Origin of the sequence: Streptomyces sp. NRRL S-37, from assembly GCF_000721605.1 — a bacterium.
Classification (GTDB): domain Bacteria; phylum Actinomycetota; class Actinomycetes; order Streptomycetales; family Streptomycetaceae; genus Streptomyces.
In genome coordinates this window covers 13,401-29,415 of sequence record NZ_JOIZ01000032.1, presented here as the reverse complement: position 1 = coordinate 29,415, position 16,015 = coordinate 13,401, and the positions used below count along the sequence as shown (strand labels likewise).

At 74.7% G+C, this 16,015-nt stretch carries 11 protein-coding genes and 1 pseudogene; 3 read left to right on the top strand and 9 right to left on the bottom strand.

Annotation, left to right across the window (positions count from 1 at the left end):
* Positions 1–204: 204 nt before the first annotated feature.
* Positions 205–856: pseudogene (locus IH50_RS40400) on the top strand (ALF repeat-containing protein).
* A gap of 50 nt (positions 857–906) precedes the next feature.
* Here IH50_RS40400 and purH read toward each other — a convergent pair.
* Positions 907–2,469: a bifunctional phosphoribosylaminoimidazolecarboxamide formyltransferase/IMP cyclohydrolase gene (gene purH / locus IH50_RS0133885; RefSeq protein ID WP_030871273.1), complete on the bottom strand. Its 1,563-nt coding sequence runs from the start codon at positions 2,467–2,469 to the stop codon at positions 907–909.
* Positions 2,466–3,104 (bottom strand): phosphoribosylglycinamide formyltransferase, encoded by a 639-nt coding sequence (purN, locus tag IH50_RS0133880; RefSeq protein ID WP_030871270.1) that lies wholly within the window; start codon positions 3,102–3,104, stop codon positions 2,466–2,468. Before purN ends, purH begins: the two co-directional genes overlap by 4 nt.
* 374 nt (positions 3,105–3,478) lie before the next feature.
* On the opposite strand from purN, the gene IH50_RS0133875 reads away from it, so the two are divergent.
* On the top strand, positions 3,479–4,243 hold the full coding sequence (locus tag IH50_RS0133875) for a membrane protein (RefSeq protein ID WP_030871267.1): 765 nt from the start codon (positions 3,479–3,481) through the stop codon (positions 4,241–4,243).
* 9 nt (positions 4,244–4,252) lie between these two features.
* Here IH50_RS0133875 and IH50_RS0133870 read toward each other — a convergent pair whose 3' ends face one another.
* Complete coding sequence (locus tag IH50_RS0133870; RefSeq protein WP_234328297.1) at positions 4,253–6,004, bottom strand: DUF6350 family protein; 1,752 nt, start codon at positions 6,002–6,004, stop codon at positions 4,253–4,255.
* A gap of 96 nt (positions 6,005–6,100) precedes the next feature.
* On the opposite strand from IH50_RS0133870, the gene IH50_RS0133865 reads away from it, so the two are divergent.
* Positions 6,101–7,273, top strand: a complete 1,173-nt coding sequence (locus IH50_RS0133865) for a helix-turn-helix domain-containing protein (protein WP_030871262.1) — start codon at positions 6,101–6,103, stop codon at positions 7,271–7,273.
* Between the two features lie 113 nt (positions 7,274–7,386).
* On the opposite strand, the gene sucD is transcribed toward IH50_RS0133865, so the two are convergent.
* The 6 genes from sucD to IH50_RS0133835 form a co-directional block, all read right to left on the bottom strand.
* Entirely contained in the window at positions 7,387–8,271 is an 885-nt protein-coding gene (sucD, locus tag IH50_RS0133860; protein WP_030871259.1) for a succinate--CoA ligase subunit alpha, read from the bottom strand.
* Between the two features lie 21 nt (positions 8,272–8,292).
* Positions 8,293–9,471 carry an ADP-forming succinate--CoA ligase subunit beta gene (gene sucC, locus IH50_RS0133855; RefSeq protein ID WP_030871256.1) on the bottom strand — a complete coding sequence of 393 codons (1,179 nt, stop codon included), beginning with the start codon at positions 9,469–9,471 and terminating at the stop codon, positions 8,293–8,295.
* 550 nt (positions 9,472–10,021) lie between these two features.
* Complete coding sequence (locus IH50_RS38195; RefSeq protein WP_158801380.1) at positions 10,022–11,170, bottom strand: hypothetical protein; 1,149 nt, start codon at positions 11,168–11,170, stop codon at positions 10,022–10,024.
* Between the two features lie 157 nt (positions 11,171–11,327).
* A complete protein-coding gene (locus IH50_RS0133845; protein ID WP_030871247.1) occupies positions 11,328–12,509 on the bottom strand; it encodes a VWA domain-containing protein in 1,182 nt (393 codons plus the stop codon).
* Positions 12,506–14,845: a DUF5682 family protein gene (locus IH50_RS0133840; protein ID WP_037873403.1), complete on the bottom strand. Its 2,340-nt coding sequence runs from the start codon at positions 14,843–14,845 to the stop codon at positions 12,506–12,508. Before IH50_RS0133840 ends, IH50_RS0133845 begins: the two co-directional genes overlap by 4 nt.
* Positions 14,842–16,008: an ATP-binding protein gene (locus IH50_RS0133835; RefSeq protein WP_030871244.1), complete on the bottom strand. Its 1,167-nt coding sequence runs from the start codon at positions 16,006–16,008 to the stop codon at positions 14,842–14,844. The genes IH50_RS0133840 and IH50_RS0133835 overlap by 4 nt, the downstream gene beginning before the upstream one ends.
* Positions 16,009–16,015 lie beyond the last annotated feature (7 nt).

Below are 16,015 nucleotides of genomic sequence, written 5' to 3'. Positions count from 1 at the left end.
TTGGCGCGTCCGGGGCGCGCCGTCGTCCGCGGCCGCCCCGGCCGCTCCGGGGCCCGGCGGCCTCGGCGTCACGACCGGCAATGACGGCACGTCAGGACTGCCGGATCGCGGCAGTGGTCTCCGGCCGAAACAGTGAAAGGATGTTCGAGACGGTAACCGTCCGTCTTCCGTGAAATCCCCTACGCAGAAGGCAGGTTCACACATATGAGACTGACCCGCGGTGTTCTCCTGGCGGCCGCCGGCGCACTCACGCCGGCCCTCCTCCTCACCGGTCCGGCCTTCGCCGCGGACGCGGCTTCGTCGTCCGTCGCCGTCACGGCGTCGGCCGCCACGGACGACCCCGGTACGCCGGTGGACGAGATGTCGGAGGAGGAGCTGCGCGCCGCCATCGCCGGCATCCTGGCCGACCCGGACTCCGGCAGGGGCGTCGAGCGGGAGGCGAACGAGGCCCTCGGCGGCACCGTGGAGGACATGCGCGCGTTCCTCAGGACCGGCTACCGGCTCGCCCAGTACGAGGACGACAAGGTCGCCATCACCACCATCCTCGCCAAGCCCTACGCCGGAAAACGCGTCACGCAGGAGATCAACGCACTCCTCGGACCCCGACTCCGGCAGGGGCGTCATCCGCGAAGCCAACGAAGCCCTCGACGCGGGCACCCCGGAAGCCGCCCGCGCCTTCCTCGAAACCGGCTACCGTCTCGCCCGGGCCGAGGACGACCGGGTCGCCGTCGCCCGCATCCTCGCCGACCCGGACATCAGCGACGCGCTCCGCGCGGCGGCCGAGGAGGTCATCGACGGCACTCCCGAGGAACTGCGGTACTTCCTGGAGACCGGCCAGTATGAGGTGGACAAGTAGGACTTCCGTCCGCCCGGCCGACCGTATCGGTGGCCGGGCGGACGGGCCCGTCAGTGGAAGAAGTGGCGCGTGCCCGTGAAGTACATGGTCACGCCCGCCTTCTTCGCGGCCTCGACGACCTGCTCGTCGCGGACCGAGCCGCCGGGCTGGACCACGGCCTTCACGCCGGCCGCGGTGAGGATCTCCAGGCCGTCGGGGAAGGGGAAGAACGCGTCCGAGGCGGCGTAGGAACCGGCCGCGCGCTCGGCGCCCGCCCGCTCCACCGCCAGCTTCGCCGAGTCCACGCGGTTGACCTGGCCCATGCCGACGCCGACGGAGGCGCCGTCCTTGGCGAGCAGGATCGCGTTGGACTTCACCGCCCGGCAGGCCTTCCAGGCGAAGGCGAGGTCGGCGAGTTCGGACTCGCTCAGCGCCTCGCCGGTGGCCAGCGTCCAGGTGGCGGGGTCGTCGCCCTCGGCCTGGAGCCGGTCGGTGACCTGGAGGAGCGCGCCGCCGTCGATCGGCTTGACCTCGACCGGGTGGTCGGGGCGGCCCGGGGCACGCAGCACGCGGATGTTCTTCTTCTTGGCGAGGGCCTCCAGCGCGCCGTCCTCGTAGTCGGGCGCGACGATGACCTCGGTGAAGATCTCGGCGACCTGCTCGGCCATCTCCTTCGACACCGGGCGGTTGACGGCGATCACGCCGCCGAACGCGGACAGCGGGTCGCAGGCGTGCGCCTTGCGGTGCGCCTCGGCGACGTCCGCGCCGGTCGCGATGCCGCAGGGGTTGGCGTGCTTGATGATCGCCACGCACGGCTCGTCGTGGTCGTACGCGGCACGGCGCGCGGCGTCCGTGTCCGTGTAGTTGTTGTACGACATCTCCTTGCCGTGCAGCTGCTCCGCCTCGGCCAGACCGCCCGTGCCCGCGGTGTAGAGGGCGGCGGGCTGGTGCGGGTTCTCGCCGTAGCGCAGGGTGCGGGAGCGCTCCAGGCTGGTGGCGAGGAACCCGGGGAACGGCGAGTCGTCGGCGGGCGCGTAGGCGGAGGCGAACCAGGTGGAGACGGCGATGTCGTACTCGGCCGTGTGCCGGAAGGCCTCCGCGGCGAGCCGCTTGCGGGTGGCGAGGTCGAAGCCGCCAGCCTGGACCGCGGCGAGGACGTCGCCGTAGCGGGCGGGGCTGGTGACGACGGCGACCGACGGGTGGTTCTTGGCGGCGGCGCGGACCATCGAGGGTCCGCCGATGTCGATCTGCTCCACGCACTCGTCGGGCGTGGCGCCCGAGGCGACGGTCTCGCGGAACGGGTAGAGGTTCACGACGACGAGGTCGAACGGCTCCACGCCCAGCTCGGCGAGCTGGTTGCGGTGGTCCTCCAGGCGCAGGTCGGCGAGGATGCCGGCGTGGACCTTCGGGTGCAGGGTCTTGACGCGGCCGTCCAGGCACTCGGGGAAGCCGGTGAGCTCCTCGACCTTGGTGACGGGGACGCCCGCGGCGGCGATCCTCGCGGCGGTGGACCCGGTGGAGACGAGCTCCACGCCGGCCTCGTGCAGGCCGCGCGCGAGGTCCTCGAGGCCGGTCTTGTCGTAGACGGAGACGAGCGCCCGTCGGATGGCCCGCTTGTTGCTCTCGGCGGTCACTGGATAACTACCTTTCGTCCCTCAATGCGGTAGCCGTTGCGGGCGAGGAGCCCCACGACCTCGACGAGCAGCCTTCGCTCGACGTCCTTGATGCGCTCGTGCAGAGCGCTCTCGTCGTCCTCGTCCCGGACCTCCACCACGCCCTGCGCGATGATCGGTCCGGTGTCGACGCCGTCGTCGACGAAGTGGACGGTGCAGCCGGTGACCTTGGCGCCGTACGCGAGCGCGTCCCGTACGCCGTGGGCCCCGGGGAAACTGGGCAGCAGGGCGGGGTGGGTGTTGACGATCCGTCCGCCGAAGCGCGCGAGGAACTCCTTCCCCACGATCTTCATGAACCCGGCGGACACCACCAGGTCGGGCTCGTGGGCGGCGACGGCCTCGGTGAGCGCCGCGTCCCACTCCTCGCGGGTCGGGTGGTCCTTGACCTTGCAGACGAAGGTCGGCAGTCCGGCGCGCTCGGCGCGGGCCAGTCCCTCGATGCCCTCGCGGTCGGCGCCGACGGCCACGACCTCGGCCCCGTACGCCTCGGCGCCGACGGCGTCGATCTCGTCGAGGAGCGCCTGGAGGTTGGTGCCGGATCCGGAGACCAGCACGACGAGACGCCTGGCGCGCTCGGCCACGGGCTTGGCGGCCACGGTGGGGCCCTTTCTCGGGGAGCGTCTGCACGGTCGGCGGCACAGCGCTTTGTATATTCATACGAATGCTTCGCGTCCCCGGATACGGGGAAGCCTACGAAGCGGCCGACCGTCAGCAACGATACCGGCACACCGGGCGGCCCCCACGGGACGGGGGCGCGGCCGGAAGGTAGCGTCTGGGAAGAGCCGGTCCTGGAACGCCGGGGCGCGTGGGAACGTCAGCCGTGCACCGGGCGTTCACAGGATGACGGACCCGGGCCGCGGAGAGCCGACGGGAACGCACCGGTTCACCAGCCCAGTCGTAGTCGAATACGTCGTGCGGGACGGCCACGCCGGACCACGCCGTGCTTCATTAAGGGGAAGACGCTCACTTGATGCCGGACCGCAGCCTGCGACTTCTCACGTTCCCCCAGCAGTCCGCCCAGGGAGGGGAGCGGGGCGCCGTGCTGCTGCGGGAGCGCCCCTCCTCGCCGCCCGACGCGCCCCAGGACGGAGGCGGCGACGACGGGCGCCGTGGGGCCCGGGGTTCTCAGGACGACAACCCGTTCGCGCCGCCGCCGGAGGGGACTCCCGACCGGCCCTGGCAGCCGAGGCACCCGTCCGGCGGGGAGGGCGGCGACCGCTCCCCCTGGGGCCGGAACTGGAGCGACCGGCAGCCCGGCCGCTCCCCCGGCGGTTTCGGCGAGCGCCCGCGCGGTCCCGAGGGGCAGGGCGGCGGCCCCCAGGGGCCCGGCACGCGCTGGGACCCCACGGACCCGGCCCAGCGCCGTGCGCGCCTCGCCCTGCTGTCCGGCATGTGGGCCTTCTTCTTCGGCCTGTTCGGCTGGCCTTACGTCGCGCTGCTGCTGGGCGCGTTCGCCCTGTACTGGGGCATCAGCGCCCTGCGCGCCAAGCCCCGCGCGCAGGACCCGGACGCCCCGGCGTCCGAGCCGAAGGGCCGCCCGCAGACCACGGCCGCGGTGAGCGGACTGGTCACGGGGTCGCTGGCGCTCGCCCTGGTCGCCGCGTCCTTCACGGCCCAGCTGGTCTACAGCGACTACTACACCTGCACCGAGGACGCCCTCACCCATGAGGCCCGCCAGTCCTGCGGCGACCTCCTGCCGGAGCAGCTCCGGGACCTCCTGGGGGACGGCGGCTGACACCTGCTCTCACTCCCGTGCGGCGGACGTGGGGCCCTCCTCGCCGGGGGCGGTGACCGCGTCCCGCACGCCGAACGGCATGTCCCAGTCCCACCGGCCGGGCGCGGGTGCCCGGGTGCGGTGGAGCGGGTGCGGCTCGTCGGGGTCGTCGCGCGGGAGGGGCGGGACCGGCCCGCCCCGTACGGGCGGCGCCGGCTTCGCCTCCTCCGGGAGGCGGTGGTTCCGCGGTGTGCCGGGCCCCGGGAGCCGGCGGTCCCGCGGTGATCCGATCCCCGGAAGCCGCCTCTCCGGACCCCGGCGGCCCCGTGCCGGCCCGGCCCCCGGAAACCGGTCCACCAAGTTCCGGCCGTCCCGGCGGTCCCTCGACGATCCGGGCCTCAGAAGCCGGTTCACCACGCCCCGACGAGGGTGTGGCGCACCCGCCTCCGGGAGCCGGTCCCCCGCCTCGCCTGCGGGCGGGCGGCGGCGCCAGGCCCGTACCGTCAGGGCCGTGGGGACCGCCACCAGCGCGAGCCACGCCAGTGCCGCGGCCCCCACCTGCCACCACACCGGGCCGAACCGGGAGAGCGCGGCCACTCCCAGCGGCCCGCCCGCGAGCGCGGCGAGCGCGGACAGCGGGGCCGCGCACAGCACGGCCGCCAGTACCGCCGCCCCGGCGGTCCGGCCGCGGGTCCAGGCGGGGGCGGGCGCCGGTCCGCTCCGTGCGGCACCCCGTCCCACGAACCGCCCCACCACCAGTCCGGCCGTCACCGGCAGCGCCGCCGCCGCCCAGTTCGGCGCGGTTCCCGCTCCCGTGTCCGGCACCGCCGCGAGCAGCGGGAACGGCGGCAGCGGCGGGGCGGACGGGGAGAACAGGGGGGTCACCCGGGTGCCGGCCCCGAGGAGGAAGCCGGGGCCGAGGGCGTACGCCGCCGCCCACACCGCGGCGTTCGGCGCCAGCGTGACGCAGAGCAGCAGCACCGCGACCCATCCCGACCAGCCCTCCGTCAGCCGCGGGAACGCCTGCCGGGTCTCCCCGGCGTGCCATCCCAGCGACACCACGAGGAGCAGCGCCCCGCCGCCGGCCAGCACCGCCGCCCCGGCCGCCGCCGCCCGCGCCGCGACTCCGGGACGGCCGTCCGGTCCGAGGACCAGATGGCGTGCGCCCCTCGGCAGCACCGCGCCCAGCACCCGCTCCAGCGGCCCGCTCGGACGGCCGTACGCCGTCCACACCCCCGCCCCCGCGGCCAGTGCGGCGACCAGCGGCACGCACACGACGGCCGTCTCCCACGCCGGCCGCAGCCCGCCGCCGGCGCAGTAGAGCGCGGCGGGCGCGCCGACGGCGAGGTAGCCGAGGAGGACGCCCGCCCACGCCGTACGGCCGGGGACCAGCGGGGCCTGTCCGCCGCGGCCCGCGCCGCCCTCCGCCGCGTCGCGGGCCGCCCGGTGCAGCAGCCACACCGGCAGCGCGAGCAGCAGCAGCGGCGGGACGCCCACGGGTGCGGGGACGCCGGAGAGGGTGTCGGCGCGCACCAGTTCGGCGCCGTGGGCGAGCAGCCACAGCGCCGCCGCGATGTGCAGGGCGCCGCCGGGCCCGCTGTCGGGGTAGGGCGAGCTGATCCACAGCAGGATCACGAGGACGGCGAACGCCGCGAGCCCCAGTCCGGCCGCGAGGGCGCCGCCGAGGAGGCCGGAGGCGAGCCCCGGCGAGCGGTCGCGCACACGGGTGAGCAGGGCGGCCGGCGTCGTACGGCGAGCGGTCATCTGGGTCACGTCCGCCATGCTCCCAACGACACGCGCTTTCCCGTCGTAACGGGCGAAGCGCGGTTGTGTCGCCCAATATACGTTTATGTACTTTTCCGGACGGAGGGGCGCCCAGTGACACGGAGCCCCGTCACCCCGCTCCCCTCCCCCGACGAACGCCGGCGCCTGCGCACGGCGGCATCGCTGACCCGGCGCCAGGTCGCGGAATGTGTGGGCGTGCGGCCCGAGACGGTGCGCGCGTGGGAGTCCGGCCGCGGCACACCGCGCGGCCGGAACCGGAAGGCGTACGCGAAGCTGCTGGCCGGCCTGGCGGAAAGGGCCGCCGACGGCGGGATCCGGGAGTCCGTCCCCGTTCACCGGGAGGAGGCCGCGGCGGTGGTGGCGGTGCGCCTGGGGAGACCGGGCGGCGACGGCCGTCCCGGCACGATCGCGCCGGAACCCTCCGCGTTCACGCAGGCGCCCCCGCCGTCATCCGCCTTCCGTGAGGAGCGTCTGACGCCCGCTCAGGCCTTCGACGCCCTGTACTCCTTCTGCGCCCCCGCCCTCGTCCGGCAGGCCTATCTGCTCACCGGCCGCCGCGCACTCGCCCGCGAGTCCGTGGAGCGGGCCTTCCAGCTCGCCTGGGACCGCTGGCCCGAGGTGGCCCGGGACCCGGACCCGGCCGGCTGGGTGCGCGCGGCGGCGTACGAGTGGGCGCTCTCCCCGTGGCACCGGTACCGCCGCCGTCACCGGCGGCCCGAACCGCCGCCCTCCGACGACGAGGACCGGATGCTCCTGGAGACGCTGCTGCGCCTGCCGCCGCCGTACCGCCGCACGCTCCTGCTGTACGACGGCCTCGGCCTCGGCCTGCCCGAGACGGCGGCGGAGACGGAGGCCAGCACCCGGGCGGCGGCCGGCCGGCTGACGTACGCGCGCGAGACCGTCGCCGCCCGGCTCCCGGAGCTGTCGGACCCGGACGAGCTGCAGCGGCGGCTGGCCGAGCTGGCCTGCGCCGGGCGGCCGCGGGTGGCCGAGCCGCCGGCGGTGCGCGGCGGCAGCGAGCGCCGGGCCCGGTTCTGGACGCGGGCCGCCGTCGCGTTCACCGTCGCGCTGACCGGTGCCACGGCGCTCACCCTGTACACGGCCCCGACCGGCTACGAGCCGCCGGTGCCGCCGGGCGAGACGGTGCGGGGCGTTCCACCGCGGATGGCGCCCGGCCCTCTCTCGGAGGACGAGCGGGAACTGCGCGACCGGCTGCGGAGGAAGCTGCCGCGGGGACCGGAACGGCTGGCGCCGCAGGCGCGGTGACCGGGGCGGAGACGACGGTGGGCCCGTCCCCCACTGCGGGGAACGGGCCCACCCGTACGGTGTCGCTCCGCACCGGTGACCCGGCTGCGGCTCGGCCGTGGTGCGGCCGTGGTTCAGCCGGCGAGGATCGCGCGCGCCAGCTTCGCCGTCTCGGTCGGGGTCTTGCCGACCTTGACGCCGGCGGCCTCGAGGGCCTCCTTCTTCGCGGCGGCCGTGCCGGAGGAGCCGGAGACGATGGCGCCGGCGTGGCCCATGGTCTTGCCCTCGGGCGCGGTGAAGCCCGCGACGTAGCCGACGACCGGCTTCTTCACGTTCTCCTTGATGAACGCCGCGGCCCGCTCCTCGGCGTCGCCGCCGATCTCACCGATCATCACGATCAGGTCGGTGTCGGGGTCGGCCTCGAACGCGGCGAGCGCGTCGATGTGCGTGGTGCCGATGACCGGGTCGCCACCGATGCCGACGGCGGAGGAGAAGCCGATGTCACGCAGCTCGTACATCATCTGGTACGTCAGCGTGCCGGACTTCGAGACCAGGCCGATGCGGCCCGGCTTGGTGATGTCGCCCGGGATGATGCCGGCGTTCGACTGACCGGGGGTGATCAGACCGGGGCAGTTCGGGCCGATGATCCGGGTCTTGTTGCCCTTCTCCACGGCGTACGCGTAGAACGCGGCGGAGTCGTGCACCGCGATGCCCTCGGTGATGACGACCGCGAGCGGGATCTCGGCGTCGATGGCCTCGACCACGGCGGCCTTGGCGAAGGCCGGCGGCACGAAGAGGACGGACACGTTGGCGCCCGTCTTCTCCATCGCCTCGGCGACGGTGCCGAAGACCGGGATCTCGTTGCCGTCGATGTCGACGGACGTGCCGGCCTTGCGCGGGTTCACGCCGCCGACGATGTTCGTGCCGTCGGCCAGCATGAGCTTGGTGTGCTTCATGCCCGTGGCACCGGTCATGCCCTGGACGATGACCTTGGAGTCCTTGTTGAGGAAGATAGCCATGGCTGTCTGAGTCCCTCTTCCTTACTTCGCAGCCGCGAGCTCGGCGGCCTTGTCGGCCGCGCCGTCCATGGTGTCCACGCGCTGCACCAGCGGGTGGTTGGCGTCGGAGAGGATCTTGCGACCCAGCTCGGCGTTGTTGCCGTCGAGGCGGACGACGAGGGGCTTGGTGACCTCCTCGCCCTTGTCCTTCAGCAGCTGCAGCGCCTGCACGATGCCGTTGGCGACCTCGTCGCAGGCGGTGATGCCGCCGAAGACGTTGACGAAGACGGACTTGACGTCCGGGTCGCCGAGGATGATCTCCAGGCCGTTCGCCATGACGGCGGCGGAGGCGCCGCCACCGATGTCGAGGAAGTTGGCGGGCTTGACGCCGCCGTGCGCCTCACCGGCGTAGGCGACGACGTCCAGGGTGCTCATGACGAGACCCGCGCCGTTGCCGATGATGCCGACCTCACCGTCGAGCTTGACGTAGTTGAGGTTCTTCTCCTTGGCGGCCGCCTCGAGCGGGTTGGCCGAGGCCTTGTCCTGGAGGGCCTCGTGCTCCGGCTGGCGGAACTCGGCGTTCTCGTCCAGGGAGACCTTGCCGTCCAGGGCGATGACGTCACCGGAGGCGACCTTGGCCAGCGGGTTGACCTCGACGAGGAGCGCGTCCTCGGCGACGAAGGTCTTCCACAGGGTGACCAGGACGTCGGCGACCTTGTCGGCGACCTCGGCCGGGAAGTTCGCGGCCTCGACGATCTCACGGGCCTTGGCGGGGGTCACCCCCTCGTTGGCGTCGATCGGCGTCTTGGCGACGGCCTCGGGGCGGGTGGCCGCCACCTCCTCGATCTCCATGCCGCCCTCGACGGAGGCGATGGAGAGGAAGGTGCGGTTGGCACGGTCGAGGAGGAAGGAGACGTAGTACTCCTCGACGATCTCCGGGGCGGTCTCGGCGATCATCACCTTGTGGACCGTGTGGCCCTTGATGTCCATGCCGAGGATGTTGGTCGCGTGCTCGACCGCCTCGTCGGGGGTGGCGGCGAGCTTGACGCCGCCCGCCTTGCCACGGCCGCCGACCTTCACCTGGGCCTTGACGACGGACTTGCCACCGAGACGCTCGGTGGCTGCGCGGGCCGCCTCAGGCGTGTCGATGACTTCACCGGCCAGCACCGGTACATCGTGCTTGGCGAAGAGGTCCCTCGCCTGGTACTCGAACAGGTCCACGCGCTTCCGTCCCTATCAGTGATCTCGCGGTTCGTTGGATGCGTGGGCGTGCCGCGAAGGGCAACGTGACGTCCGCTGTGTCACAAGGGAGGCGCACACGGTGTCCGAGCGCGCGGCATGTCCGTCTCGCAGGTTATCGCCGCTTGGGGGGCCTCTCTAAATCGCGGGTCACACGTGAGCGGTGATACCTGTCACATGATGCCGCCATCTCTGGCACCGCGTGCCGGGCGTGAGGGGCCTCACCGGGCTGGGGCCGGCCCGGTGAGGCCCTGTCGAACAGCCCGGAGGGGCGGTGAACACCCTCTTTCTCCGGGATGCGGGGTGACCGGCCCCCACCCCAATGGGGGCCGGCCGCCCCTCCACGAGGTTCCGACCGGACGGACCGACGGCTTTCGGCTGTCCGGGTCTGATGGCCCCGCGGAGTCCTTTGTCACCCGCGCGTCACGCACGGGCGGGGCGCGGAGGACGCAGAGGGCGCGGAGGGCGCGGGACGGGCAGGCCGCCGCGCCGCCCTCGCGCACACGTGTCCGCGGCGAGGGAGGGGCCGGCCCTAAGCGGGCGAGACCGGAACGTCCCGGTACGGGTCCCGGGTACCGGTCGCCCCGGCGCGCTCGGCGGTGCCGGGTACGAGCCGGAGCGGCGACCGGTGGGGTGCGGTGACGGCGCAGGCGTCACCGTGGCGCGGCGTGCCGTGGTCCACGGCCGAGCGGCTGCCCGTCGTACCGTCCGGCCGGCCGGCGGGAGCGCCGGGAGCGTGCGGTGCGGGGGCCGGGGCGGTGTCCCCGGCCTGTGCGGCGTCCCGTACGGCGTCCCGCGCGGGCCGGTGTGCGTGGTCGTCGTGCGCCGCGCCGGCGGCATGGGCCGGCTGCGGGCCGTGGGCGACGGGGCCGGCGACCGGCCCCGGGACCCCGGACGGTCCGTCCGGGACCTTCGGCTCGTCCGGGGCGTCCCGCCCCGGCGCGTCGGGCGGCGGTGTCGGGGTGTCCGGCTGCGGGGCGGGCGTGCCCGGCCCGGGGAGCGGCTGCTCCGGCACGTCGGGCAGGTGCGGGAGCTCCGGCAGCGGCACGGGCCGCTCCGGGCCGGGGAGCGCGGGCAAGGAGGGCAGCACGCCGGGGAGCGCGGGCAAGGAGGGCAGCGCGCCGGGGAGCGCGGGCAGGGTGGGGAGCGCGGGCAGGGTGGGGAGCGCGGGCAGGGTGGGGAGCGCGGGCGAGACCGGCAGAGCGGGCAGGTGCGGGAGCTCCGGCAGCGTAACGGGCTGCTCCCGGCCGGAGAGCGCCGGCAGCGCGGGGAGCTGCCCCTGCGTCGCCTCGCCCAGTCGGCCGGTCACCGTGCCGACCGGTTCCCCGGCCGGCCGTACGATCCGCTCGTCCACGGACCGGACCACGGTCTCGGCCGGCGGACGGATCGGGCCGGCCCCGTCCGGGCGCGGTACGGGGAGGGCCCCGATGACCGGCACGGGACCGTTCGAGCCGGGCGCGGCGCCCGAGCCGGCCGGCACCACGGACCCGACGGTGACGGACCCGACGGTGGGGGAGGTCCCCTCGGCCGGCGTGCCGTCCGCCGCCCGCGCCCGCTCCCCGCACAGCACGCCGAGCACGAACACCGCGCCCACCAGCAGTGCCAGCCGGACCGCACGCCGCCCGGCCGCCGCGCGCATCGCGCGCAGAGCGGCACCGGGTACGGCTGCTGACCAGGTCAAGGGGGGCGGGTCCTCCCGGGCGGCGGGACGGCCGAAGACACTTCACCGGTCCCTGGAATCGAACAGCGCCGATCCTCGCACGCGACTCCCGAGGTCGCGCAAGCCCTCCGTTACCGATGGGTAGTCATGTCCGTTTTCACCGGCCCGAGTCCGCGCCTCATCCCACGTCCGGTATCGGCAGCGGCCGCTTCTCGATCGCCGCCGCCATCACCTCCGGGAACAGATCGGGTGTGCAGGCGAACGCCGGTGCGCCCAGCGCGGCGAGCGCCGCCGCATGCTCCCTGTCGTACGCGGGCGCCCCCTCGTCGGACAGCGCGAGCAGCGTCACGAACCGCACCCCCGACGCCTGCATCGCCGCCACCCGCTTGAGCATCTCGTCGCGTATGCCCCCTTCGTAGAGGTCGCTGATCAGCACGACCACCGTCTCGGCGGGCCGGGTGATCCGCGACTGGCAGTACGCCAGCGCCCGGTTGATGTCCGTGCCGCCGCCGAGTCGCGTGCCGAAGAGCACGTCGACGGGGTCGTCGAGCTGGTCGGTGAGGTCGGCGACCGCCGTGTCGAACACGACGAGCCGGGTGTCGACCGACCGCATGGAGGCGAGCACCGCCCCGAACACCGCCGCGTACACGACGGACGCGGCCATCGACCCGGACTGGTCGACGCAGAGGACGACCTCCTTCTTCACCGACCGCGAGGCACGCCCGTAGCCGATGAGCCGCTCGGGCACGACCGTCCGGTGCTCCGGCAGGTAGTGCTTGAGGTTGGCGGCGATCGTGCGGTTCCAGTCGATGTCGTGGTGGCGTGGCCGGCTGACGCGGGCGCTGCGGTCGAGGGCGCCGGTGAGGGTGGCCCGGGTACGGGTGGCGAGCCGCTCCTCCAGGTCCGCGACGACCTTGCGCACCACCACGCGTGCCGTCTCCTTCGTCGTCTCCGGCATCGCCTTGTTCAGCGACAGCAGCGTGCCGACGAGGTGGACGTCGGCCTCGACGGCCTCCAGCATCTCCGGTTCCAGCAGGAGCGTGGCGAGATCGAGCCGGTCGATGGCGTCGCGCTGCATGACCTGGACGACGGAGGACGGGAAGTAGGTCCGGATGTCCCCGAGCCAGCGGGCCACCGAGGGCGCCGACGCGCCGAGCCCCGCCGAACGGTCGCGGCCCGCCTGCGGTGTGTCCCCCTTTCCGTAGAGCGCGGTGAGCGCTCCGTCCATCGCGGCGTCCTGCCCGGACAGGTCGTGTCCGGTGCCGTCGGCCGGGTCCCCGCCGAGCACGAGCCGCCAGCGCCGCAGCCGCTCCCGCGCCGGGTCCGTCGCCGTGGCCGCCTCACCTTGTGTGTCCGTCATGCCGTCACCCCCGCCGGTCGTCCGTCACGCGCTCCCTCGTCGTCCCCGTCGTCCCCGTCCGGCCCGAGCAGCAGCCGCAGGACCGGCAGCACGGCGTCCGCCCGGGCGGTGTCGGGATCGGGGGCGAAGCCGGGGGCGGCGGACACCGCGGTCGCCGCGCTCCCGCGTGCCCCCGGTCCGCGCCGGACCAGTTCACCGAGGGTGCGGCGCACCCCCGGCTCGTACGCCGAGAACGTCCGCCGCAGCAGCGGCAGTACGTCCGTGAACGCCTCCGCCGGTACGTCCGTCAGCCAGGTGTCGACCAGTCCGAGCAGCCGCTCGTCGTGGACCAGGAGCAGTCCACCGTCCGGGCCGCCGACGAAGCCCTCGATCCACGCGGCCGCGTCCGCCGCCGGTGTGCCCGGCGACAGCACGAGCCCCATGAGCCGCGCCGCCTCGTCCCTCGCCAGCTCCCCGTCGTCCAGCAGCAGCCGCACGGACCGCCCCCGCAGGACGCCGGGCACGGTGTCCCGTGCGGACAGGGTCCGCAGCACCGACTGCCAGCGGGCGCGCAGCTTCCCGTGGCCCGGTGCGGGGGCGTCGCCGAGGAGAGCCACCGCGCCGTGCACCGCGTCGACATGGCGCCGCATCTCGTCGGCGGCGTCCGCGTCCAGCGCCGCGCAGGCCGGGGGCAGTCCGACGAAGATCCGCTCGGCGAGCCCGGCGGCGACCTCGGCCAGCGCCGCGGTGCCGGTGCCGCGTACGTCGCCGTAGCGCAGCGAGCGGACCAGGGCGGGCAGCGCCTGGGCGAGGTGGCCGACGTCCGTGTCGAGGGCCGCGCGGTCGGTGAGGAGCCGCATCACCGTGGGCAGCGCCTCGGGCAGTGCGGCCAGCAGGCACTGCTCGGCGAGCCCGGTGACCTCGGCGAGGTCCCGCGCGCCGACGGCGTCCGCCTCCGCCTTGGCGGTCGCGGCGGCGCGTACGGTCGTCCCCCAGACCCCGGCCTCGGCGACCCGCACGGACAGTTCGGGCTCCCAGCTCAGCCGCCAGGTCTCCCGGAAGGTCCCCGTGCCGCCGCGTACGGCGGCGGGCTCTCCCCAGCCGATGCCGAGCAGCCGCAGCCGGTGCAGCAGCCTGCCGCGCTCCGCGTCGGTCTCCTTGCGCAGGTCGAGGTCCAGCTCCCGCTTCCCGGCCTCGGGTTTCAGCCGGAGCCGGCGCTGGAGCCGTGTGAGGTCCCGCTGCAACGGCACGGCGGGTGCCGCCGCCGGTACCTCCCCGAGCACGTCGCCGACGACCAGCCGGTCGCGCACCAGCGCCAGCGGCACGTCGGAGCCCTCGCACATCACCGCCCGTACGGCGTCGGCCGTCTCGCTCAGGCCGGGCAGCGGACGTCCGCGCAGCACGGCGAGGGTCTCCGCCAGCCGTACGGCCTCGATGACGTGCGCGGAGGAGACGAGCCGGTCCTCGGCCCGCAGCAGCCCGGCCACCCTGGCCAGCCACCGCTCGACCGGCCGGTCCGGGGCGTCGAACAGGTGCCCGTACCAGCCCGGGGAGTCGATGCCCGCGCCGTAGCCGCTCGCGCGGGAGAGCCTGCGGTGGGTCCAGGGCACCCAGGTCATGTCCGTCTTCACCCTGGGCAGCCCTTTCAGCAGGGCGCGGTCGGCGGCGACGGCGGCCTTCCGCCGCAGCGCCGGCACGTGCCAGGCCCCGCAGACCACGGCCACGCCGTCCTCGGACTCCCGCCGCGCTTCCCGGATCCGCAGCCGCATGTGCGCCTCGCGCACGAGGTCCCGCCGGTGCCCCCCGCTTCCGTACTCCTCCCGCAGCGCGGTCATGGCCTCCTCGAGCGCGGTGAACGACGCCATCGCGTCCCCCTCGCCCGTGCCCCGGTGCTCGACGGCGTCCTCCCACCACCGCTCCGCGTCGTCGTACCCGGCGGCTTCGGCGAGCGCTCCCAGGGGGTCGGCCCGCACGTCCTCGTCGCCCGCGCCGGGTCCGGGGCCCTCGTCGTCCTCCCAGGCCAGGGTGTGCGCGGCCGGCAGGTCGATGAAACGGGCCGGGACCTTGTGCTCCAGCGCCCAGCGGAGCGCGACCCACTCCGGGGAGAACCCGGCCAGCGGCCAGAAGGCCGAGCGGCCGGGCTCGTCCACCGCGTGGGCGAGCAGCGCGACGGGCGGCCGCATGTCCTCCTCGGCGGCGAGCGGGAGCAGCGCGTCAGCCTCCGGCGGGCCCTCGATCAGCACGACGTCCGGCCGGGCCTCCTCCAGCACCGCCCGCACCGCCCGCGCGGACCCCGGCCCGTGATGCCGCACGCCGAGCAGCAGCGGCCCCGCGGTGTCCGCCTTCCCTGCGGTCATCCGCTGACCTCCCGGCAGGCCCGGTAGAAGTCCTTCCAGCCGTCGCGCTCGCGGACCACGGTCTCCAGGTACTCCTGCCAGACGACGCGGTCCGCCGCCGGGTCGCGGACGACCGCGCCGAGGATGCCCGCGGCGACGTCCCCGGCCCGCAGCACGCCGTCGCCGAAGTGGGCGGCGAGCGCCAGCCCGCCCGTGACGACGGAGATCGCCTCGGCGGTCGACAGCGTGCTGCTGGGCGACTTGAGCTTCGTACGGCCGTCGGTGGTGACCCCGTCGCGCAGCTCGCGGAAGACGGTGACGACCCGGCGGATCTCGTCGATGCCGTCGGGCACGGCCGGCAGGTCGAGGGAGCGGCCGATCTGGTCGACCCGGCGCGCGACGATGTCGACCTCCGCCTCCGGTGTCTCCGGCAGCGGCAGCACCACGGTGTTGAAGCGGCGGCGCAGGGCGCTGGACAGGTCGTTGACCCCGCGGTCGCGGTCGTTGGCCGTGGCGATCAGGTTGAAGCCGCGGACCGCCTGCACCTCCTGGCCCAGCTCCGGTATCGGCAGCGTCTTCTCCGACAGGAGGGTGATCAGCGTGTCCTGGACGTCGGCCGGGATACGGGTCAGCTCCTCGACGCGGGCCGTCATGCCCTCCGCCATGGCCCGCATCACCGGGCTGGGCACGAGGGCGTCGCGGCTGGGGCCGTGGGCGAGCAGCCGGGCGTAGTTCCAGCCGTAGCGGATGGCCTCCTCCGGGGTGCCGGCCGTGCCCTGCACGAGCAGGGTGGAGTCGCCGCTGACCGCGGCGGCCAGGTGCTCGGAGACCCAGGTCTTCGCGGTGCCGGGCACACCGAGCAGGAGCAGGGCGCGGTCGGTGGCGAGGGTGGACACCGCGACCTCGACGATGCGGCGCGGACCGATGTACTTGGGCGTGACGACCGTGCCGTCCGGCAGCGTGCCGCCGAGCAGGTAGGTGGCGACGGCCCACGGTGACAGCCGCCAGCGGGCGGGGCGGGGGCGGTCGTCCTGCGCGGCCAGCGCGGCGAGTTCGGCGGCGAAGGCGTCCTCGGCGTGCGGTCGCAGTGTCTGTGCGGGCACGGCGTCCGCGGGCGTGGCGTTCGTGGGCGCGGAGCCGTTCCGCGTCGGGTCGACGGGCGTCGGTCCAACGGACACAGTCATGGCGGAG

Bases quoted from the DNA above. Each gene is read 5' to 3' on its own strand.
- IH50_RS0133875 (WP_030871267.1), top strand. From the start codon at position 3,479: ATGCCGGACCGCAGCCTGCGACTTCTCACGTTCCCCCAGCAGTCCGCC.
- IH50_RS0133870 (WP_234328297.1), bottom strand. From the start codon at position 6,004: ATGGCGGACGTGACCCAGATGACCGCTCGCCGTACGACGCCGGCCGCC.
- sucD (WP_030871259.1), bottom strand. From the start codon at position 8,271: ATGGCTATCTTCCTCAACAAGGACTCCAAGGTCATCGTCCAGGGCATG.
- IH50_RS0133845 (WP_030871247.1), bottom strand. From the start codon at position 12,509: ATGACGGACACACAAGGTGAGGCGGCCACGGCGACGGACCCGGCGCGG.
- IH50_RS0133840 (WP_037873403.1), bottom strand. From the start codon at position 14,845: ATGACCGCAGGGAAGGCGGACACCGCGGGGCCGCTGCTGCTCGGCGTG.
- IH50_RS0133835 (WP_030871244.1), bottom strand. From the start codon at position 16,008: ATGACTGTGTCCGTTGGACCGACGCCCGTCGACCCGACGCGGAACGGC.